This window comes from Parvibaculum sp. (genome assembly GCF_046297875.1).
In the GTDB taxonomy this organism is placed as follows: domain Bacteria; phylum Pseudomonadota; class Alphaproteobacteria; order Parvibaculales; family Parvibaculaceae; genus Parvibaculum.
Map to the genome: position 1 here is coordinate 2,237,197 of NZ_JBKBHD010000001.1, position 19,128 is coordinate 2,256,324.

Here is a 19,128-nt window from a genome sequence, read left to right on the forward strand (position 1 = left end):
GCGCTCCCATGTTCAAAAAAATCCTGATCGCCAACCGGGGCGAAATTGCCTGCCGCGTCATGAAGACCGCGAAGAAGATGGGCATCAAGACCGTTGCCGTCTATTCCGATGCGGACAAGGACGCACTGCACGTGGAGATGGCGGATGAGGCGGTGCATATCGGCCCGCCGCCCGCCGCGCAGTCCTATCTTATCGTCGACAAGATCATCGATGCCTGCAAACAGACCGGCGCAGAGGCGGTTCATCCCGGCTATGGCTTCCTGTCGGAGAATGCGAAATTCGCGCAGGCGCTGAAGGATAACGGCATCGCTTTTATCGGCCCGAACATCAAGGCCGTCGAGGTGATGGGCGACAAGATCGAGTCCAAGAAGTTCGCCAATGCCGCCAAGGTGAACACGGTGCCGGGCTATCTCGGTGTCATCAAGGACGCGGAAGAGGCCGTCAAGATCGCCAACGAGATCGGCTATCCGGTCATGATCAAGGCGTCGGCCGGCGGCGGCGGCAAGGGCATGCGTATTGCCTGGTCAGAGAAGGAAGTCGCGGACGGCTTCAATTCGTCCATGTCCGAAGCCAAGTCCTCTTTCGGCGACGATCGCGTCTTCATCGAGAAGTTCGTGACGCAGCCGCGCCACATCGAAATCCAGGTGCTCGGCGACAAGCATGGCAATGTCGTTTATGTGCATGAACGCGAATGCTCGATCCAGCGCCGCAACCAGAAGGTCATCGAAGAAGCGCCGTCGCCCTTCCTCGACGAGGCAACGCGCAAGGCGATGGGCGAGCAGGCCGTCGCGCTTGCCAAGGCTGTGGACTATGAGAGCGCAGGCACGGTCGAGTTCATCGTCGACAAGGATCGCAATTTCTATTTCCTCGAAATGAACACGCGCCTGCAGGTGGAGCATCCGGTGACGGAGCTCATCACCGGGATCGATCTTGTTGAGCAGATGATCCGCGTGGCCGCGGGCGAGAAACTCACGATCAAGCAGTCCGACATCAAAATAAATGGCTGGGCGATCGAGTCCCGCGTCTATGCGGAAGATCCCTATCGCAACTTCCTTCCCTCGACGGGCCGTCTCGTGCGCTATCAGCCGCCGCAAGAGAGCGTCGCGGAGGGGCTTACCATCCGCAACGATACCGGCGTCTATGAAGGCGGCGAGATCTCGATGTTCTACGATCCGATGATTGCGAAACTTTGCACGCATGGACCGGATCGTCTGTCGGCGATCGACCATATGGCCTTTGCACTCGACCAGTTCCTGATCGAAGGTATCCAGCACAATATCCCCTTCGTGAATGCGATCATGGAGCATCCCCGTTTCCGCGAAGGCCGTATCACGACCGGCTTCATCGCCGAGGAATATCCGGATGGTTTCAGCGGTGTGCCGCTGTCTGATGAACGAGCCATGATGCTTGCCGCCATTGCGGTCTACATGAACAAGGTCCATGCCGAGCGCGCGGTGCAGATTTCCGGCCAGCTGGCCAACCGCCCGCGCAAGCTGCCCAAGGAATGGGTCGTCGCGGTCGATGACTGGGCGCGCCGGGTGACCGCCGATGACATGGGTGGGTCGGTTCGCGTCGTTTTTCTCGACGATGATGGCAATCGCGCCGAAGCGCACAATGTCCGCTCCGATTGGGTGCCGGGAGACGCCGTGTTCCGTGGCGAGGTCGATGGCCGTCCGATGGTGGTGGAACTCGTGCGCGCGAAGCAGGGCTATGTTCTGCGCTATCGCGGCGCTTCGGCGCATGCGGCCGTCCGCACGCCGCTCGGCCATCGCCTCAACCTGCTGATGCCGGAAAAGGTGGCGCCCGATACGTCCAAGATGCTGCTTTGCCCCATGCCGGGTCTCGTGAAGGCCATTCATGTGACCGTCGGCCAGGAAGTGAAGGCGGGCGAAGCGCTTGCCGTCGTCGAGGCGATGAAGATGGAAAACATTCTCCGCGCCGAGAACGACTGCACGGTCGAAAAGATCAACGCAGAGCCGGGCGACAGCCTCGCGGTCGATGCGGTGATAATGGAGTTTGCGTAAGGGGCCGGCTCGCTTCGCGTCCTCTCACGCTTCCGCGAACCAGTGTCCGCTTCCCCGCTCCCTGCAAGGGAGAAGGGAAGCGGTTCCTGAACCCTGTCTCCTTCGGCTTTTGCGCGCTATAGTCTCTTCCGGGGCCAAGGAAGGAGATCTGACATGCGCGGCACGATCGTCCGGCTATTTGCCATTCTCATCGTCTTTGCTAGCGGCACTGCGGCGCAGGCGCAGAACGACCTCGCAGGCAAGGTGCTTGAGTGGGCGAGCGGCAAGGATGTCTTTTCCGTTGCGCGCGATCTCACCTTCGACCGCAAGGTGGATGGCACGCTCTCGGCGGCTGGCGAAGTCGTCATCCTGACCCGCGATGCGCAAGTTAAGGGCGATACCTGGATTGCCGCCCGCCGCGCCGCTGTCGAGGGTGAGCTTGACGGCGATCTCTCGATCCGCGCGCAGGAAGCGCTCATCAATGGCAAGGTGAAGGGCGATGTCAGCTTTTATGGCCTCGATCTCACGCTCGGTCCGGATGCGGATATCGGCGGAAATGTCACCTATTACTCGCCTTCGGTGGCGCGGGTGGACCGGAACGCGAAGGTGAAAGGCGAAATCAACGGCCACGACATTGCGACGGCGCGCGACCAAAGCCCGCCTGCGGCGCCGCGCGCCGATACGCGCGAGCGGTGGCGCGATCGTCATATTGACGAGCAATGGGGCGGGCCGCGCATCGCCGCGCCGGGCTACCACATGTCGGCCGGGGGAGCGCTGTTCTTTGGCGTCATCGCGCTTGCCATCGCCTTCGCCGCACCTGTTACGACATCGAGAATGCGTGAAGCACTTGTTGCGCAGCCTGTTCCCGCGCTTGGGCTTGGATTGATCTGGCTTGTCGGTCTGCCGGTCGCGGCCATCCTGATCGCAGTCACGATTGTCGGATTGCCATTCGCATTTCTGCTTCTGCTGCTCTGGCCGCTCGGCATGATCTTCGGCCTTGCGGGCATGCTGGCCGCCTTCGGCGAGTTTCTTGCGGGCAGGATTGGCGAGGCGGGGAAGGGCGTTCTTGGCCGCATCGTGGGAATCGTTCTTGCCGCTGCAATCATCTGGATCGGGATTTCCGTACCTTTCCTCGGCGCGCTGGTCTGGCTCTTTGCGGTGGCGGGCGGTATCGGGCTTCTCTATCTCGGCTTCCGCCAGACGCCGCTCTAGCTCGAAGTGGTGGTGATACTAGCGGCTTGGATCCGAACCCCCGAAGATCTTTGCGAAGTTGCGCTTCAGCGCGATATCCACATCGGCCATCGTCGCGGTGATGCCGAGATCGGCAAGGCTCGTTACGCCGTGCTGGCTGATGCCGCAGGGTACGATGCCGGAGAAGTGGTCGAGGTCTGGATCGACATTCAGGCTGACGCCGTGGAACGTGACCCATTTGCGGATGCGCACACCGATGGCGGCAATCTTGTCCTCGGCGGTGAGGCCCTTCTCGGCTCGCCTGACCCAGACGCCGACACGGCCTTCGCGAAGTTCTCCCGTCACGTTGAATTCGGCAAGCGTCGCGATCAGCCATTTCTCTAGGTCGCCGACGAATTCGCGCACATCGGGCCTGCGCCGTTTCAGATCGAGCATGACATAGGCCACGCGCTGGCCGGGGCCGTGATAGGTGTATTGGCCGCCGCGGCCCGTCTGGAACACGGGGAAGCGGTCCGGGTCCATCAGGTCGCGTTCTTCGGCGCTGGTGCCGGCCGTATAGAGCGGCGGATGTTCGAGCAACCAGACGAGTTCGCGCGCGCGGCCGTCCGCGATCGCAGCCACCCGTTCTTCCATCTCCCGCACTGCCGCTTCATAAGGGACAGGCGCGTCGGAAATGCGCCATTCGGGCGTTTCCGCGTCCGCAGCTGCGAGAGGGAGGGGCTTAACCATGAGGTAACTCTAGCATGCGATTTTAGGACCGTTATCAGTGCTTCTGGTCAGTGCTTCGGGCAAGTGGGGTCCATCTTGAATTCCGTCAACAACGTCTATGTCGAACTCTCGGTGGTGATTGGCAAGTCATCAATGCCGATCCATCAGCTTCTGAAGATGGGTCGCGGCGCGGTGATCGAGCTCGGCACAAAGCAGGACGAGGAAATCTGGGTGCTGGCCAACAATGTGCCGATCGCGCGGGGCGAGATTGTCGTGCAGGGCGAACGGGTTGCGGTCTCTATCACATCCATTCTCTCGGCTTCCGAAGCGGCCAACACGCAGATTTAAGCGCAGTTTCCTGCAACGAGTTGAAGGGGCCCAAGGGCCCTTTTTTGTTATATACCACTACAAAAATGTGAAATATAATATTATACGGACGTGAGTTGAATTATAGGGCATAGTTGTTATCTCTAACGGGAATTGAGCGGCCGCGCGCGGCGGCGCCATTTCCAGGGTCAGCTTAGGAGGCGCCCATGTTGCCGATCCTGCTCGATCTAGCCTCGCTGAAGGTGGTTCTGGTTGGCGAGGGAGAGGCGGCGGAGAAGCGGCTCGGGCTTCTCGACGAGGCAGGTGCGGCACGTCTCGAGGTCTATTCCTCGGCCCCGTCAGAGGCATTTGCAAGACAGGCAGGCAAGCGGCTCAAGGGTGCGCGTCCTGCCGACGCGGTTCTGACCGGCGCGCATATCGTGTTTCTGGCCGGACTGGGCGACCGCGAGAGCATTGAGCTTGCCGGCAAGGTGCGGGAAGCCGGGCGGCTCGTAAATACGGAGGATGTGAAGCCGCTTTGCGACTTTCACGTTCCCTCCATCGTGAGGCGCGGCGATCTGGTGATCTCCGTGTCGACCGGCGGCAAATCGCCGGGCCTTGCGCGCCGGCTCCGGCGCCATCTTGAAGGCCTGTTCGGGCCCGAATGGGCGGGCCGTCTGGATGAAGTGGGGCGCCAGCGGCGGGTCTGGCGCTCGGAAGGACTGGAACTCGCCGAGATCGGCCGCAGGGTCGATGCCTATATCGAAGAGAAAGGCTGGCTTTCATGACTGCTATCGACCTCAGGAAGCGCCCCGGAAAGGCGTCCATGGGCGAGGACCGAGCGGCCGTCATGGATTCCGCCACGGTGGTATCGCCCGCGTTGCAGCGTCTGCGCGCGGCCCACAAGGGGCTAGGCGGTATCGACCTGCTCCGGGCCACCATCAAGACCGAATTTCCCGGGAAGATTGCCGTCGTGTCGTCGTTCGGCGCGGAATCGGCCGTGCTGCTGCATATGGTGGCCCAGGTCGATCCCTCGACGCCCGTCATCTTTCTCAATACCGGCAAGCTCTTTGGCGAGACGCTGCGCTATCGCGACCGGCTGCAGGAAAAGCTCGGCCTGACGGATATCCGGGCAATCGGGCCGCACCCTTCGGACCTCGCGGCGCGCGATCCTCATGGCGGGCTCTGGAACGCCGATCCCGACGCCTGCTGCTTCATCCGCAAGGTGCTGCCTCTCGAACGCGCGCTTGCGGGGTTCGACGCCTCGATCACGGGCCGCAAGCGCTTCCAGACAAATGCGCGCGCTGCCATGGAGTCCATCGAGGAAGAGAAGGTGCGGGGCACGGGCGAGCCCGGTACAGCCACCGGCACCCGGTTCAAGGTGAATCCTCTGGCCGACTGGGCCCAGGAAGACCTGGAAGCCTATCTCGATGAACACAAGCTTCCCCGCCATCCGCTGGTCAAGGACAACTACCTGTCGATCGGCTGCATGCCCTGCACGGAACGTGTGCCGGAGGGTGGCTCCTATCGCGACGGACGCTGGGTCGGCCGCGACAAGGACGAGTGCGGCATCCACTTGCCGAACAATATTGACGGTGACGGCATATAAGGCGGGAATTCCGCCATTTGCCGCTTGAGCAAGCGACGCGGATTTGTTACATCCGCCCGGCTCACGAGACATGCGGTCGTGGCGGAATTGGTAGACGCGCAGCGTTGAGGTCGCTGTGGGGTAACTCCCGTGGAAGTTCGAGTCTTCTCGACCGCACCATCTCACCCCGGTTAAGGGGAAGGGTTCATCCTTCATCGCAATGAACCGCCGTTTTTGCCCGGCCTGGCGCGCTTTTTGGTCCGGCCCGGCTGGCGGCCCCCTGCCAAATGAAGCACACTCGCGGCGTTCGGAAACGCGATTCATCGGGAGTGGCGCCCTTGGCCGATCCGGCTCTTGCAGAAACCGGCGACGAGGTGGCGGAAGAAGCGCTTTCGCCGGGGTTCGTGCGCGCCGTCGTCGATGCCGTGGACCGGGCGGATGCCCACTCGGCACGAGAGTTGGTGTTGCCGTTGCGCCCGGCCGATCTCGCCGAACTTCTCGAATTGCTGCGGTCCGATGAGCGCCAGGTTCTCGTCGGAATGCTCGGTGAGGACCTCAATCCTGAGGTTCTGAGCGAGCTCGATGAAAGCGTCCGCGACCACGTGATCGAAATGCTCGATCCGAAGGATATCGCGGCTGCTCTCACCGAGATGGATTCGGACGATGCGGTCTATCTCCTCGAAGACATGGATGAGGACGAGCAGCGCCTTATCCTCGACCAGCTTCCGGCAAGCGACAGAGCCGCTCTCGAGCAATCGCTCGACTATCCCGAATATTCGGCCGGCCGTCTCATGCAGCGCGAGCTGGTTGCCGTGCCGCCGTTCTGGGATGTCGGCCAGACGATCGATCATCTGCGTGAGGCCGACGAGCTTCCCGAGGAATTCTATGAAATCTTCGTGGTCGACGCGGCTTACAAGCCGATAGGCACCGTGCCGCTGTCGCGCGTCATGCGGACGAAGCGGCCCGTGAAGATTTCCGAGATCATGGAAGGCGAACAGACGCTCATTCCGGTCGAAATGGACCAGGAAGAAGTAGCGCATCAGTTCGGCAAGTACGATCTGATCTCGGCGGCGGTGGTGGATGAGTCCGGGCGCCTCGTCGGCGTCATCACGGTGGACGACATCGTCGAGGTTATCAGCGAGGAAGCGGCAGAAGATATCCGTCTGCTGGCGGGCGTAGGCGATGAATCGATTTCCGATACGGTTATGCAGACCTCGCGAAGCCGGATTCCCTGGCTCCTCGTAAATCTGGTCACAGCGGTCCTCGCTGCATCGGTAATCTCGCTGTTCGATGCGACCATCGAGCAGATGGTTGCGCTTGCCGTTCTGATGCCGATCGTTGCCTCCATGGGCGGCAACGCCGGTACGCAGACCATGACCGTAACGGTACGTGCGCTGGCGACTCGCGACCTGGTCAATTTCAATGTGAGCCGCACGATCATTCGAGAATTCTGGGTTGGTATTCTGAACGGCCTCTTCTTTGCCGTGCTGCTCGGGGTGCTGGTTGGACTTGTTTTCGGCAATGAATGGCTCGGTATCGTCATTGCGAGCGCCATGCTGATCAATCTCGTCGTGGCAAGCCTCACCGGCATTCTTGTACCCTTGGGACTCGAGAAGATGGGCGCCGATCCGGCTGTATCGTCGCCCGTATTCGTGACGACCACGACGGATGTCGTCGGCTTTTTTGCCTTTCTCGGTTTGGCCGCAGTCGTGTTGTTCTACTGAGTGCGGATGAGCGAGGGGAGTTCAATGATGTCAGTACTTCGGAATGCAATCCGTTCGCTTTCCGCTCTTGCGTTGCTCGCTCCGGCAATCATTATTGCCCTGCCTGACTTCGCCGCGGCGGATGTCTGGCGCGAAGGCGCGCCAATGACTACGGGGCGGGCTTTCGCAGGTGGCGCACTGATCGGCTCTGAACTTTATGTTGTTGGCGGTGACAGTACGTCGGGTCCGCGCACGGACGCGGAAATCTACGATATTCGCGGTGACATATGGCGCGCTGCACCGTCGCTGCCGGCGGGTTTACTGCAATTCGGGATGGCGGAATTCGGCGGCCGAATCTATGTTGCGGGCGGCTATGAAGCGCTGCCTGCCGAGCGCCCGCAAATGGGTATCTTCAATGGCGCCGACGCACAGAGCGCCGCGAGCGAAGGCGATTCAGCCAAGGCCTGGGTCTATGATCCGCAGGTCGGTACATGGATCGGAATTGCCTCGATGCCCGCCGCCCGCGCGGGGCATGGATTTGTCGTGTCGGGCAGCAGGATTTACGCGCTGGGTGGCCGAGGCGAAGCGGCTTCGCGCGTCTGGACCTATGATCCGGCTGCGAACAGCTGGCAACAGGTTGGCGAGCCAATGCCCGCTCCGCGCGTTGCTGCGGCGTATGTGGCTGCAAACGGGCGCATCTATGTGATTGGCGGGTTGATTGAGGGCAATGCAACGGCGCGGGTCGACATTTTCGAGCCGACGACCGGACGCTGGCAGAGCGGGCCGGCACTGCCTTCGCCGCGTGCAGGCCATGTGGCGGCGGAAATGAATGGCCGCATCCATGTGACGGGTGGCGAGCAGCGGCGGCCCCCGCGCACCTATGGCGATCATTTCGTACTCGACGCGGGCAGTAATTCCTGGCGTCGTGCGGCTTCCATGCCGTCACCGCGTCACGGCGCGGTTGCGGCAGTGGCTGATGGCAAGCTGGTCGTGGTGGGCGGCAGCCCGGGCGCCGGGGTCTATACGGTTTTTACGGAATCCGACGTGGTTGATATTTATTCGGAAGAGTAGTCTCCGTCCTATCCCGATCGGGATAAAGACGGAAAACGAAGGGCGCGGCAAAGTCGCCCGGCAAATAAAAGGAAACAGGCATGCGCGCGAACGACTATCCTTCTCTCGATTTCGATCTTGGCGAAACCGCCGACATGATCCGCGATACGGTGCGCGCTTTCACAGCAGACAAGATTGCGCCGCGCGCAGCCGAGATCGATCGTACGAACGAATTTCCGCGCGATCTCTGGCCGCAGCTTGGCGAACTTGGCCTGCTCGGCATTACTGTCGAGGAAGAATTCGGCGGCGCAGGGCTTGGCTATCTCGAACACGTCGTCGCGATGGAGGAGATCAGCCGCGGTTCGGCGAGCGTCGGACTTTCCTATGGTGCTCATTCCAATCTCTGCGTGAATCAGCTTCGCCGCTGGGGGACGGACGCACAGAAGCACAAATATCTGCCGAAACTCATCTCCGGCGAGCATGTCGGCGCGCTTGCCATGTCGGAACCGGGCGCAGGCTCGGACGTCGTTTCGATGCGGCTCAAGGCGGAGAAGAAGGGCGACCGCTATGTGCTCAACGGCAACAAGATGTGGATCACCAACGGGCCAGACGCCGAGACGCTGATCGTCTATGCCAAGACCGATCCCAATGCCGGTCCGAAGGGCATAACGCCGTTTCTGATCGAGAAGGGCATGAAGGGTTTTCGTCCGGCGCAGAAGCTCGACAAGCTCGGCATGCGCGGCTCGAACACGGCGGAACTTGTGTTTGAGGATTGCGAGGTGCCGGAGGAGAATATTCTCGGCAAGGTGAATGAGGGCGTGCGCGTTCTCATGTCGGGTCTCGACTATGAGCGCGCGGTACTTGCCGCAGGGCCACTCGGCATCATGCAAGCCTGCATGGACGCGGTGGTGCCCTATGTTCACGAGCGCAAGCAGTTCGGAGAGCCCATCGGCACGTTCCAGCTCATGCAGGGCAAGCTTGCCGACATGTACTCAACCATGAATGCCTGCCGCGCTTATGCGTATGCCGTGGCGAAAGCCTGCGACCGCGGGCAGACGACGCGCAAGGATGCAGCGGGCGCAATCCTCTATGCCGCCGAAAAGGCGACATGGATGGCGCTCGAGGCAATCCAGACGCTGGGCGGCAATGGCTATATCAACGATTACGCGACAGGTCGCCTGCTGCGCGATGCGAAGCTCTATGAGATCGGTGCAGGCACGAGCGAAATCCGCCGCATGCTGATTGGCCGCGAGCTTTTCAACGAGACGGCGTGATGACAGGCATATACCGGCTGCTCGGCGGACCCGGCTCTCCTTATTCGCACAAGCTGCGGGCCGTGCTGCGCTACCGGCATCTGCCGCATCGATGGATCGTGCCGCTTGGCGCCTTTCGCGGAAGCGGGGCGATGGGCGAGGGAACGGAGATCGCCGGTGCGGGCAAGCGGCAGGTGCCGGTGATCCAGTTTCCCGAAGGCAGCTATCATTCGGACTCGACGCCGATCATCGATGAATTGGAAAAGCGGCATCCGGATGTCCGCTCCGTCGTGCCTGAGGATGCGGGCATCGCTTTCCTTGCGCGCGTGATCGAGGAGGCATCCGACGAGTGGCTGCCGCTGCCGATGTTCGACTATCGCTGGAACGAAGAGGCGGATCGTATCTTCTGTCCGCGCAGGCAGATGGCAGGCTGGCTCGGTGCCGTGCCGGAAGCGGAGCTTGGCGATGCCGCCGCAGCCTTTCTTTCCCGCCAGGAGACGTTGCGCGAGTTTCTGGGTGGTACGGCTGAGAACAGACCGCTGCTGCAATCGACCTATGACGAGTTGCTTGGCTTCATGGAGGCGCAGATGGCGGAGGGACTTTTCCTCTTCGGCTCGCGGCCTTCCATTGCCGATTTTGGCCTCTACGGGCAGTTGAGCCAATATGCCGTCGATCCGACGACGTCGAACCTGATGAAGCGGAAAGCCGTGCGCCTGTTTCAGTGGGTGCAGCTCATGGATGACGCATCCGGTGTCGATGGTGAGTGGAACGCTCCCGATGCGCCGCTCTCCACCGGCGCGAAGGGCATGCTGAAACTTGCGGGCGAGGTGGCGTTGCCGATGCTGCAGGCGGCGGTGGATGCTCACCTTGCAGGCAAGGATTTCAAGCCGATGGTGGCCGATATCCGCGGTCATGGCTTCAAGACGCTGGCGCGGCCCTATCAGGCGCACACATTGCTCTGGCTGAAACAAGCCTATGTCTCACTCGACGCTACCACGCGGACCCGGATCGATCCGGCACTCGCGGAGAGCGGCTGCCTTCGCTGGCTCTCCTTCAATGAAGGTGAGCGCGAGAAGACACCGCCCTACGCGATGGCATGAGGCACTACTTCATCAGCTTCAATGCGCGGAAGCTCATCGGGGCAAGCCCCGTCATGTAGAAGCCGAGGATCGCCGCACCGCCATAGGCAACGGTCGCGCGGTCGAGGCCGATGGCCGGGCCGCCCGTCTCGATGACCCAGCGGATGCCGAGCAGCACGGCGATGCCGCCGACTGCCATCACAATCTGCCTCCAGGCTTCGGCGCGCGGGCCGCGTTCGGGCGCGAGGCGATAGTCGAGCGTCTGCCCTGCGACCCAGCCGAAGAGCAGAAACAGTACGGCGACATGACCGAAAAAGCTCGATCCGGCAGCGCCTTCCGGCGGCCAGATGACCCAGAGTGCAGGTACGAGGGCGAGGATCACTGCGAGGTGGACCCAGACCGGCAGGCGGCGCCACCAATCGAAGCCCGGACCGAGCAGCAGCATGAAGAGGCCGATGCTTGCGAGGCCAAAGGCGATACCGGTGAGAATATCGTCGACATCATGGACACCCAGATAGAGGCGGCTGAAGCAGATGCCTGCGGCAATGAAAATGGCGGCGGCCCAAGCCCAGTTCTTTCTGATTTCATAGGCGAGCCAAAGCCACATGGCGACGGCGATCTGGGCGTGGCCGGAGGGGCGGCCGGGCGAACCGTCGATGCGGCCATCGAGCCAATATTTCGGGTCGGGCCGGGCGTCCTGCCAGAAATCCTTGAACCAGCCATTCACAACCGCCGAGATGGCGATGAGGACCGCAAGGCGCGTGAAGACGGCCCTGTCCCAGAGCCAGTAGCCGATGGGCAGGAAAATCAGAAAAAACGTGGTGTAGCCAAGGGCCGTAAAGCCATCGGCGATGGGTGTTGCCCAATCGCTGCGGAGCGGCAAAACCCAATCCATGCTGTGCAGGAAATCTTCCAAGGCAATACTCCCCCAAGTGGCTTTGGCAGCCTGTTTTTCTGGGATAGGGTTTGCCCCGAATCCCGGCCCTTGCGGCCAAGTCTAACCGCGGAATCCGTCTCATGTCACAAGACCGTCACGAAACTGTCGTCATTGTCAGCGCCGCGCGTACGCCGATGGGCGGCTTTCAGGGCTCGCTTGCGGTCAAGACGGCGCCCGAGCTTGGCGCCATCGCGGTAAAGGGAGCGGTGGAGCGGGCAGGGCTCACGCCGACGGCTGTGGATGAGGTCTTGATGGGCTGTGTGCTCTCGGCCGGGCTTGGCCAGGCGGCGGCACGGCAGGCAGCGCGCGGCGCAGGCCTCGACGATGGCACGACTGCGACGACGATCAACAAGATGTGCGGCTCGGGCATGAAGGCCGTGATGATGGCGCATGACGCGATCGTGGCGGGCAATGCGGAAGTCGTTGTTGCGGGCGGGCTCGAGAGCATGACCAACGCGCCCTATCTGCTGCCGAAGGCGCGGGGCGGGATGCGGCTCGGCCATGGCGAGGTCAAGGACCACATGTTCCTCGACGGGCTCGAGGATGCCTATGAGGGCCGCCTGATGGGCAGCTATGCCGAGGAGACGGCGAAGCATTATCAGTTCACGCGAGAGCAGCAGGACGCCTATGCAGTAGAGTCGCTGGCACGTGCAAAACGCGCCGTCGAGAGCGGCACCTTTTCACATGAGATCATTCCGGTGGAGGTCGCCGGACGGAAGGGGATTGCCGAAGTCGTCAATGACGAGCAACCGCTGACGGCGGACCCCGCGAAGATCCCCACGCTGAAACCCGCCTTCGCGCGCGACGGCTCTGTGACGGCAGCTAACTCAAGCTCGATTTCGGATGGCGCGGCGGCGCTGGTGCTGATGCGGCTTTCGGAAGCGGAGCGCCGCAGGCTCACGCCGCTTGCCGCCATTCGCGGCCACACGATGCATGCGCAGGAACCGGCGTGGTTTTCCACCGCACCCATCGGCGCGATAAACAAGCTGATGGAAAAGACCGGTTGGTCGAAGGGGGATGTCGACCTATGGGAAGTGAACGAGGCCTTTGCCGTGGTCGCGATGGCGGCGATCCGCGATCTGGGGCTCTCACACGACAACATGAACATCTATGGCGGGGCCTGCGCGCTTGGCCATCCGATCGGCGCGTCGGGCGCACGGATCATGGTGACGCTGCTCAATGCGCTGAAGCAGACCGGCGGCAAGCGCGGCGTTGCCTCGCTCTGCATCGGTGGCGGCGAGGCGACGGCGATTGCGATAGAGACGCTGAATTAAGCGGCGGCGTCTTTCGTCAGTGCGTTCTTCACATGCTCGGCAAGGGCGATGAGACCATTCAGAGGGCGGATCAGCACTTCGATATGTGCGATCTGACCTGCCTCGTTCACCGTGATGCGGTCGATGCCTTTCAGCTTCGTGTCGCCGATGCGCGAATTGAATTCGAGGATGATCTCATTCCCATCCACCCATTCCTTTGTGTAGGTGAAATCCTCGAAGCCGGCGATGACGGCATTGAGGATCGCCAGCACATAGGGCTTCGATGCCTTGGGCTTGTAGAAGGCGGGGGATGAGATCATCGCATCTTCGGCGACCAGCGCATCGAGCAGCGCGGGATCGTGGTTCTCGACATAGGCATACCAGCGGTCGAGAAATTTGCGTGCGGCATCAGCCATTCCGTCCTCCAGGTGTCATTTCATCACGCCCTGCAGCACAAGGCGGGTGTGAATGCCGATGAGCTTCTTCCGCCCGATGCGGCCTTTCGTATCGTACCATGTGCAAATGCCGGTCAGCATGGCGAGGATTGCATAGGCGCTGACACGCACATCCTCAATTTTGAACAGGCCGCGGTCCGCCCCTTGCTTGAGAATGGCGCAGAGCCTGTCTTCATAGGTGCGGCGCAGCGCAACGATCTTCCGCCGGCTTTTCGATTCAAGGCTTCGAAGCTCCGATGAGCCGATGAAAACCTCGCGCTTTCGTTCGACATGATAGGTGAGGTGGAAGGCGATGAAGGCTTCGAGCGCTTCCAGCGGATCGTCAATGCCGGCAAGCGCCTCTTCGAGGCTGGCCAGCAGTGTCACCATGTGGTTGTGGATGAGATCGAACAGCAGATCCTGCTTCGTCTCGATATGGTTGTAGAGGGAGCCGGGCTGGAGGCCGATGCGGGCGGCAAGCTGGCGGAGGCTCATCGCCTCATAGCCATGCGCATGAATGAGGTCGAGCCCCGCCTCGCGGATTGCGGCAAGGGTCTTTTCGCCGGATGAACCTGCCGTTCGCGCCAAGGCCGATCTCCCGATAGAGCTATTGCTCATGTCTGGATACGAACGTATGATCGTTTTTATAAATAGTCCAGTCCGGGGTTAAGGCCGTGGCCATTCTCAAGACGAATATCAATACGCGCGATGCCCGATATAAAGAGAATGTGGAGGCGATGGCGCAGCTCACTGCCCGGCTCAACGAGCAGAGGGCAAAGGCCGCGCTTGGCGGCGACGAACGCTCGCGCGAGCGTCATGTGTCGCGCGGAAAGCTCCTGCCGAGAGACCGCGTCTATGGGCTGATTGACCCCGGAACGCCCTTCCTCGAACTTTCGCCCATGGCCGCGCATGGCATGTATGGCGAGGCGATCAACGGGGCGGGGATCATCACCGGCATCGGCCGCATTGCAGGTCAGGAATGTGTGATCGTCTGCAATGACGCGACGATCAAGGGCGGCACCTATTATCCCGTCACGGTGAAGAAGCATCTGCGGGCGCAGGAAATTGCGCTCGAAAACAATCTCCCCTGTTTCTATCTGGTGGACTCTGGCGGTGCGAACCTGCCGAACCAGGCTGAGATTTTCCCGGACCGGGAGCATTTCGGCCGCATCTTCTACAATCAGGCGCGGATGTCGGCGAGGGGCATTCCGCAGATCGCGATCGTCATGGGCTCCTGCACAGCGGGCGGGGCCTATGTGCCTGCCATGTCGGACGAGACGGTGATCGTGCGCAAGCAGGGAACGATCTTTCTCGGCGGGCCGCCGCTCGTGAAGGCGGCGACGGGTGAAATCGTCTCGGCGGAGGATTTGGGCGGCGCCGATGTCCATTCGCGGAAGTCGGGCGTTACCGACCATTATGCAATGGACGATCATCATGCGCTCGCCATCGCGCGGCAGATTGCGGGCACGCTCAACCGCAAGAAGAAGATTTCCATTCCGCTCGCAGAGCCGCGCGCGCCGCTTTACGACATGGCGGAGCTTGACGGTGTAGTGCCGCATGCGCTGTCGATCCAGTACGATGTGCGCGAGGTGATTGCGCGGCTGGTAGATGGTTCCGATTTCGATGAGTTCAAGAAGCTTTATGGCACGACGCTTGTCTGCGGCTTCGCGCATATTCACGGGCTGCCCGTCGGCATCATCGCGAATAACGGCATCCTGTTTTCTGAGTCCGCGCTCAAGGGCGCGCATTTCATCGAGCTTTGCTGCCAGCGCAAAGTGCCGCTCCTTTTCCTGCAGAATATCGCAGGCTTCATGGTGGGCCGCGAATATGAGACAGGCGGCATCGCCAAGGACGGCGCGAAGCTCGTGACGGCGGTGGCATCCGCCAATGTGCCGAAGGTGACGCTCATTGTCGGCGGTTCCTATGGCGCGGGGAATTATGGCATGTGCGGGCGGGCCTATAGCCCCCGCTTCCTTTTTACCTGGCCCAATGCGCGCATTTCGGTGATGGGCGGCGAGCAGGCGGCAAGCGTGCTTGCAACCGTGCATCGCGATGCCGAGAAATGGACGCCGGAGGAAGCCGGCGCCTTCAAGGCGCCGATCCGCGCGCAGTATGAGGAAGAGGGCCATCCCTATTTTGCGACCGCGCGGCTTTGGGATGACGGCATCATCGCTCCTTCCGAAACCCGCCGCGTCCTCGCACTCGCCTTTTCCGCAACGCTCAACGCCGAGATCCCGGAGACGCAGTTCGGCGTCTTCCGGATGTGAGGGGAAGCCAGATGTTCAAATCCCTTCTCATTGCCAATCGCGGCGAGATTGCCGTTCGCGTCATCCGCACGGCGCGGCGTATTGGGCTTCGCACCATCGCGGTCTATTCCGAAGCGGACGCCAATGCCTATCACGTTGCGGAAGCAGACGAGGCATATTGCATCGGCGGGGCGGCGGCGGCGGAGAGCTATCTGCGCGCGGATGCCATTCTCGACGCCTGCAAGCGTTCGGGCGCGGACGCCGTACATCCGGGTTATGGCTTTCTCTCCGAGAATGCGGGCTTCGCGGAAGCCTGCGAGAAAGCGGGGCTCATCTTCGTCGGCCCGCCTGCCAGCGCCATTCGCGCGATGGGGCTTAAAGATGCCGCCAAGGCACTGATGGAGAAGGCGGGTGTGCCTGTCGTGCCGGGCTACCATGGCGACAATCAGGATGCGGGTTTCCTCGCCGAGCAGGCGAAGGAGATCTGCTATCCCGTGCTCATCAAGGCGGTAGCGGGCGGCGGCGGCAAGGGCATGCGCCGTGTGAATGCGCCTGACGATTTCGAGAAGGAATTGAAGAGTGCGCAGCGCGAGGCCGGTGCTGCCTTCGGCGATGAGCGTGTGCTGGTCGAGAAATATGTCGCGCGGCCGCGCCATATCGAAATACAGGTCTTTGCCGACAGTCATGGACAGGCGGTCTCGCTCTACGAGCGCGACTGCTCGCTGCAGCGCCGCCACCAGAAAGTGGTGGAGGAAGCGCCAGCGCCCGGCATGCCGCCTGAAATGCGCAAGGCGATGGGTGAGGCGGCGGTGGCCGCCGCCAAGGCCATCGGCTATCGCGGTGCGGGCACGGTCGAGTTCATCGCCGATGCGTCGGAGGGACTTAAGCCGAACGGCTTCTGGTTCATGGAAATGAATACGCGCCTTCAGGTCGAGCATCCGGTGACGGAGGCGATCACGGGCCAAGATCTCGTGGAGTGGCAGCTTCGTGTGGCGGCGGGCGAGCATCTGCCTCTCGCGCAGGACAAGGTGCCGCTGAAGGGGCATGCGGTCGAGGTTCGGCTATATGCCGAAGACCCGGCGAAGAACTTCTTCCCCTCGACGGGCAGGCTTGCGCGACTGCGCGTGCCCGCGAACATGCCGCATGTCCGCACGGATATGGGCGTGCGCGAGGGCGATGAAGTCACGATGTTCTATGACCCGATGATCGGCAAGATCATCGCGCATGGCGAGACGCGGCTTCTGGCGCTGAGAACGCTCAAGCGTTTCCTGACGGCCATGGAGGTCGCGGGGCCAAAGACCAATCTCGGTTTCCTCATCAATGCGGTGGGCCATGACGCATTCCTGAAAGGCGATATCGACACGGGCTTCATCGACCGGCATATCGCAGAGCTGGTCCCTGCGGGCGGTGCCTCGCCGCGCGTGCTGGCGCTGGGCGTGGCCGCGCATCTGCTGATGCGCGGCGTGGAGCGGCAGAGAGCGCAGGCGGCAAGTGCGGAGCCCCATTCGCCCTGGGCGGCGAATGATGGCTGGGTGCCGGGCGGACAGCGCAGCGAGATATTGAAGTTTAATGTATCCGGCGAGGATGTTGCGCTGACCGTGACGCCGGACGGAAATGGCTGGTGCATCGCCGGGGCGGGTGAGCGAGACATCGGGATTTCCGCCTCTCTCAACGGTGAAGGTGCGCTTGCGGCAACGGTGGACGGCGTACGCGTCACCGCGTCCTGCGTGGCGAAAGGGGCGGGCTTCGTCCTGATCCATGAGGGCATCGCCACGGAATTTGCGATCGCCGATCCGCTCGATGTCGATGTGGCATCGGACGCCGATGCAGGGGCGCTGAAATCACCCATGCCGGGTAAGATCGTGCAGGTGCTGGCTGAGGCGGGTGCGAAAGTGCGCAAGGGCGCGCCGCTCGTCGTCATGGAAGCCATGAAGATGGAGCAGACGCTTGCCGCCGGCATGGACACGGTCATCGCCTCGGTCCATGTTGGCGTTGGCGACCAGGTGGAAGCGGGCGCCGTGCTTGTTTCCTTCGAAGAGGCCAGGGATTGACGGTCCATCTCGTAAAGCTTTGCGTCGGTGCGGACGATATTGCCGATCTGGCGAACTGGCAGGCCGAGCGTCTTGCCGAGAAGAAGCAGCTGAAGCAGCCCCAGGTGCTTGCGCATGTGACACGCATGACGCCAAAGCGTATGGATGAATTGCTCGCAGGCGGATCGCTATACTGGGTAATGAAGGGCGCCATCCGCTGCCGCCAGAAGTTCATCGGCATAGAGCCATTTACGGATGGCGAAGGGACCGGCCGCTGCCGTCTTGTGCTCGACAATGAGATCGTGCCGACGCGGCGGCAGGAGCGCAGGCCCTTTCAGGGCTGGCGCTATCTCGACCCGAAGGATGCGCCTGCCGATGTGAGGAAGGGCGAGGCGGAAGACGACATGCCCGAAGAGATGCGCCGCGCGCTTGAAGAACTCGGCTTGCTTTAAACTGGCATATTGTCGATGAGGCGGGTCTTGCCGATCTTTGCCGCGACGAGGATGCGGGCGGAGCTTGTGGGCCTGTCGTCCGGGTAGGCGACGAGAGAGCCAGAATCGCGGATTTCCAGATAGTCGATCTTGTCGAAGCCGAGTGCGAGGACGCGCCTGGCGCCTTCCGCCGTTGCGTCCGAAATCCTTGCACCCTTCGCTACATGTGCCGCCGTCTCGCGCAGGATGACGTTTAGCTGGCCCGCGGCCTTCCGCTCGTCCGGCGAAAGATAGACATTGCGCGACGACATGGCGAGGCCGTCGGCTTCCCGCATGATTGCACCGCCGAGGATCTCCACAGGAATGTCGAGATCGGCAACCATGCGGCGGATCACCATGAGCTGCTGCCAGTCCTTTTCGCCAAAGATCGCAACATCGGGCATGGCGCGCAGGATGAGCTTCGCGACGACGGTGGCGACGCCCGCGAAATGCGTGGGGCGGAATGTGCCTTCAAGTGGCTCGGTGACGCCGGTGAGCGAAATGGTGGTGGAGAAGCCTTGCGGATACATATCTGCCGCGTCGGGCGCGAAGATCAGATGCGCCTTGCCTTCAAGGCGTGCGGCATCCGCCGCTTCGGTGCGGGGATAGGCAGAAAAATCCTCATGCGGGGCGAATTGCGTCGGGTTCACAAAGATCGAGACAATGACGCGGTCCGCCTTCTCGCGGCCGAGATCGACAAGGGAGAGGTGGCCGTCATGGAGCGCCCCCATGGTGGGCACGAGCGCGACGGTGCGGCCCTCGCGGCGCCATTCGGCAACGGCATCGCGCAGTGCAGCGGCGCTGCGGGCGACGGGAACGGCATAGCTTTTGGTGTCGAGCGGCATGGGCGAACTCTCGTGGAAATCCGCGCGGAAGA

General features: G+C 62.0%; 18 protein-coding genes and 1 tRNA gene. 14 read left to right on the forward strand and 5 right to left on the reverse strand.

Going from position 1 to position 19,128, the window contains the following annotated elements:
• The first annotated feature begins 8 nt into the window (after window positions 1–8).
• A complete protein-coding gene (locus tag ACK4FH_RS11050) occupies window positions 9–2,024 on the forward strand; it encodes an acetyl-CoA carboxylase biotin carboxylase subunit (protein ID WP_409813544.1) in 2,016 nt (671 codons plus the stop codon).
• A 153-nt stretch (window positions 2,025–2,177) separates the two neighbouring features.
• On the forward strand, window positions 2,178–3,215 hold the full coding sequence (locus ACK4FH_RS11055) for a hypothetical protein (protein WP_409813546.1): 1,038 nt from the start codon (window positions 2,178–2,180) through the stop codon (window positions 3,213–3,215).
• 18 nt (window positions 3,216–3,233) lie between these two features.
• Here ACK4FH_RS11055 and lipB read toward each other — a convergent pair whose 3' ends face one another.
• Window positions 3,234–3,923: a lipoyl(octanoyl) transferase LipB gene (gene lipB, locus ACK4FH_RS11060; protein WP_409813548.1), complete on the reverse strand. Its 690-nt coding sequence runs from the start codon at window positions 3,921–3,923 to the stop codon at window positions 3,234–3,236.
• A 75-nt stretch (window positions 3,924–3,998) separates the two neighbouring features.
• Between lipB and ACK4FH_RS11065 the strand changes: the two genes are divergently transcribed.
• The 8 genes from ACK4FH_RS11065 to ACK4FH_RS11100 all read left to right on the forward strand — a co-directional run bounded on the left by ACK4FH_RS11065 (window position 3,999) and on the right by ACK4FH_RS11100 (window position 10,902).
• Window positions 3,999–4,250 carry a FliM/FliN family flagellar motor switch protein gene (locus ACK4FH_RS11065; RefSeq protein ID WP_409813550.1) on the forward strand — a complete coding sequence of 84 codons (252 nt, stop codon included), beginning with the start codon at window positions 3,999–4,001 and terminating at the stop codon, window positions 4,248–4,250.
• 185 nt (window positions 4,251–4,435) lie between these two features.
• Window positions 4,436–4,996 carry a bifunctional precorrin-2 dehydrogenase/sirohydrochlorin ferrochelatase gene (locus tag ACK4FH_RS11070; RefSeq protein ID WP_409813553.1) on the forward strand — a complete coding sequence of 187 codons (561 nt, stop codon included), beginning with the start codon at window positions 4,436–4,438 and terminating at the stop codon, window positions 4,994–4,996.
• Complete coding sequence (locus tag ACK4FH_RS11075) at window positions 4,993–5,817, forward strand: phosphoadenylyl-sulfate reductase (protein WP_409813555.1); 825 nt, start codon at window positions 4,993–4,995, stop codon at window positions 5,815–5,817. The genes ACK4FH_RS11070 and ACK4FH_RS11075 overlap by 4 nt, the downstream gene beginning before the upstream one ends.
• A 72-nt stretch (window positions 5,818–5,889) precedes the next feature.
• Window positions 5,890–5,976, forward strand: a tRNA-Leu gene (locus tag ACK4FH_RS11080).
• A gap of 107 nt (window positions 5,977–6,083) precedes the next feature.
• Entirely contained in the window at window positions 6,084–7,520 is a 1,437-nt protein-coding gene (gene mgtE, locus ACK4FH_RS11085; RefSeq protein ID WP_409813558.1) for a magnesium transporter, read from the forward strand.
• A gap of 27 nt (window positions 7,521–7,547) precedes the next feature.
• On the forward strand, window positions 7,548–8,570 hold the full coding sequence (locus tag ACK4FH_RS11090) for a Kelch repeat-containing protein (protein ID WP_409813560.1): 1,023 nt from the start codon (window positions 7,548–7,550) through the stop codon (window positions 8,568–8,570).
• A gap of 80 nt (window positions 8,571–8,650) precedes the next feature.
• A complete protein-coding gene (locus ACK4FH_RS11095) occupies window positions 8,651–9,823 on the forward strand; it encodes an isovaleryl-CoA dehydrogenase (RefSeq protein WP_409813563.1) in 1,173 nt (390 codons plus the stop codon).
• On the forward strand, window positions 9,823–10,902 hold the full coding sequence (locus ACK4FH_RS11100) for a glutathione S-transferase (protein ID WP_409813565.1): 1,080 nt from the start codon (window positions 9,823–9,825) through the stop codon (window positions 10,900–10,902). The genes ACK4FH_RS11095 and ACK4FH_RS11100 overlap by 1 nt, the downstream gene beginning before the upstream one ends.
• Window positions 10,903–10,906: 4 nt before the next feature.
• Here the strand turns inward: ACK4FH_RS11100 and ACK4FH_RS11105 are convergent, their stop codons facing one another.
• Complete coding sequence (locus ACK4FH_RS11105) at window positions 10,907–11,797, reverse strand: phosphatase PAP2 family protein (protein WP_409813568.1); 891 nt, start codon at window positions 11,795–11,797, stop codon at window positions 10,907–10,909.
• Window positions 11,798–11,898: 101 nt separating this feature from the next.
• Here ACK4FH_RS11105 and ACK4FH_RS11110 point away from each other — a divergent pair, with 101 nt between their 5' ends.
• A complete protein-coding gene (locus ACK4FH_RS11110; protein ID WP_409813570.1) occupies window positions 11,899–13,092 on the forward strand; it encodes an acetyl-CoA C-acyltransferase in 1,194 nt (397 codons plus the stop codon).
• Here ACK4FH_RS11110 and ACK4FH_RS11115 read toward each other — a convergent pair.
• Both ACK4FH_RS11115 and ACK4FH_RS11120 read right to left on the reverse strand, forming a co-directional pair.
• Window positions 13,089–13,487, reverse strand: coding sequence for a nuclear transport factor 2 family protein (locus ACK4FH_RS11115; RefSeq protein WP_409813574.1), 399 nt, complete (start codon window positions 13,485–13,487; stop codon window positions 13,089–13,091). The genes ACK4FH_RS11110 and ACK4FH_RS11115 overlap by 4 nt on opposite strands.
• 15 nt (window positions 13,488–13,502) lie before the next feature.
• Window positions 13,503–14,093, reverse strand: coding sequence for a TetR/AcrR family transcriptional regulator (locus ACK4FH_RS11120; protein WP_409813577.1), 591 nt, complete (start codon window positions 14,091–14,093; stop codon window positions 13,503–13,505).
• Between the two features lie 149 nt (window positions 14,094–14,242).
• Here ACK4FH_RS11120 and ACK4FH_RS11125 point away from each other — a divergent pair, with 149 nt between their 5' ends.
• From ACK4FH_RS11125 to ACK4FH_RS11135, 3 genes are read left to right on the forward strand one after another with little or no spacing between them, the layout of a single operon-like run.
• The gene (locus ACK4FH_RS11125) at window positions 14,243–15,772 is read left to right on the forward strand and encodes a carboxyl transferase domain-containing protein (protein WP_409815253.1); all 1,530 of its coding nucleotides are present in this window, start codon (window positions 14,243–14,245) and stop codon (window positions 15,770–15,772) included.
• A gap of 11 nt (window positions 15,773–15,783) precedes the next feature.
• The gene (locus ACK4FH_RS11130) at window positions 15,784–17,802 is read left to right on the forward strand and encodes an acetyl/propionyl/methylcrotonyl-CoA carboxylase subunit alpha (protein WP_409813578.1); all 2,019 of its coding nucleotides are present in this window, start codon (window positions 15,784–15,786) and stop codon (window positions 17,800–17,802) included.
• On the forward strand, window positions 17,799–18,233 hold the full coding sequence (locus tag ACK4FH_RS11135; RefSeq protein WP_409813581.1) for a DUF1489 family protein: 435 nt from the start codon (window positions 17,799–17,801) through the stop codon (window positions 18,231–18,233). Before ACK4FH_RS11130 ends, ACK4FH_RS11135 begins: the two co-directional genes overlap by 4 nt.
• Here ACK4FH_RS11135 and panC read toward each other — a convergent pair.
• Entirely contained in the window at window positions 18,230–19,096 is an 867-nt protein-coding gene (panC, locus tag ACK4FH_RS11140) for a pantoate--beta-alanine ligase (protein WP_409813583.1), read from the reverse strand. The two genes, ACK4FH_RS11135 and panC, sit on opposite strands and share 4 nt — an antisense overlap.
• Between the last annotated feature and the right edge of the window lie 32 nt (window positions 19,097–19,128).

Coding starts and splice junctions, on each gene's coding strand:
- ACK4FH_RS11050 (WP_409813544.1), top strand. CDS start 9: ATGTTCAAAAAAATCCTGATCGCCAACCGGGGCGAAATTGCCTGCCGC.
- ACK4FH_RS11055 (WP_409813546.1), top strand. CDS start 2,178: ATGCGCGGCACGATCGTCCGGCTATTTGCCATTCTCATCGTCTTTGCT.
- lipB (WP_409813548.1), bottom strand. CDS start 3,923: ATGGTTAAGCCCCTCCCTCTCGCAGCTGCGGACGCGGAAACGCCCGAA.
- ACK4FH_RS11070 (WP_409813553.1), top strand. CDS start 4,436: ATGTTGCCGATCCTGCTCGATCTAGCCTCGCTGAAGGTGGTTCTGGTT.
- ACK4FH_RS11075 (WP_409813555.1), top strand. CDS start 4,993: ATGACTGCTATCGACCTCAGGAAGCGCCCCGGAAAGGCGTCCATGGGC.
- mgtE (WP_409813558.1), top strand. CDS start 6,084: ATGAAGCACACTCGCGGCGTTCGGAAACGCGATTCATCGGGAGTGGCG.
- ACK4FH_RS11090 (WP_409813560.1), top strand. CDS start 7,548: ATGTCAGTACTTCGGAATGCAATCCGTTCGCTTTCCGCTCTTGCGTTG.
- ACK4FH_RS11095 (WP_409813563.1), top strand. CDS start 8,651: ATGCGCGCGAACGACTATCCTTCTCTCGATTTCGATCTTGGCGAAACC.
- ACK4FH_RS11100 (WP_409813565.1), top strand. CDS start 9,823: ATGACAGGCATATACCGGCTGCTCGGCGGACCCGGCTCTCCTTATTCG.
- ACK4FH_RS11110 (WP_409813570.1), top strand. CDS start 11,899: ATGTCACAAGACCGTCACGAAACTGTCGTCATTGTCAGCGCCGCGCGT.
- ACK4FH_RS11115 (WP_409813574.1), bottom strand. CDS start 13,487: ATGGCTGATGCCGCACGCAAATTTCTCGACCGCTGGTATGCCTATGTC.
- ACK4FH_RS11125 (WP_409815253.1), top strand. CDS start 14,243: ATGGCGCAGCTCACTGCCCGGCTCAACGAGCAGAGGGCAAAGGCCGCG.
- ACK4FH_RS11130 (WP_409813578.1), top strand. CDS start 15,784: ATGTTCAAATCCCTTCTCATTGCCAATCGCGGCGAGATTGCCGTTCGC.
- panC (WP_409813583.1), bottom strand. CDS start 19,096: ATGCCGCTCGACACCAAAAGCTATGCCGTTCCCGTCGCCCGCAGCGCC.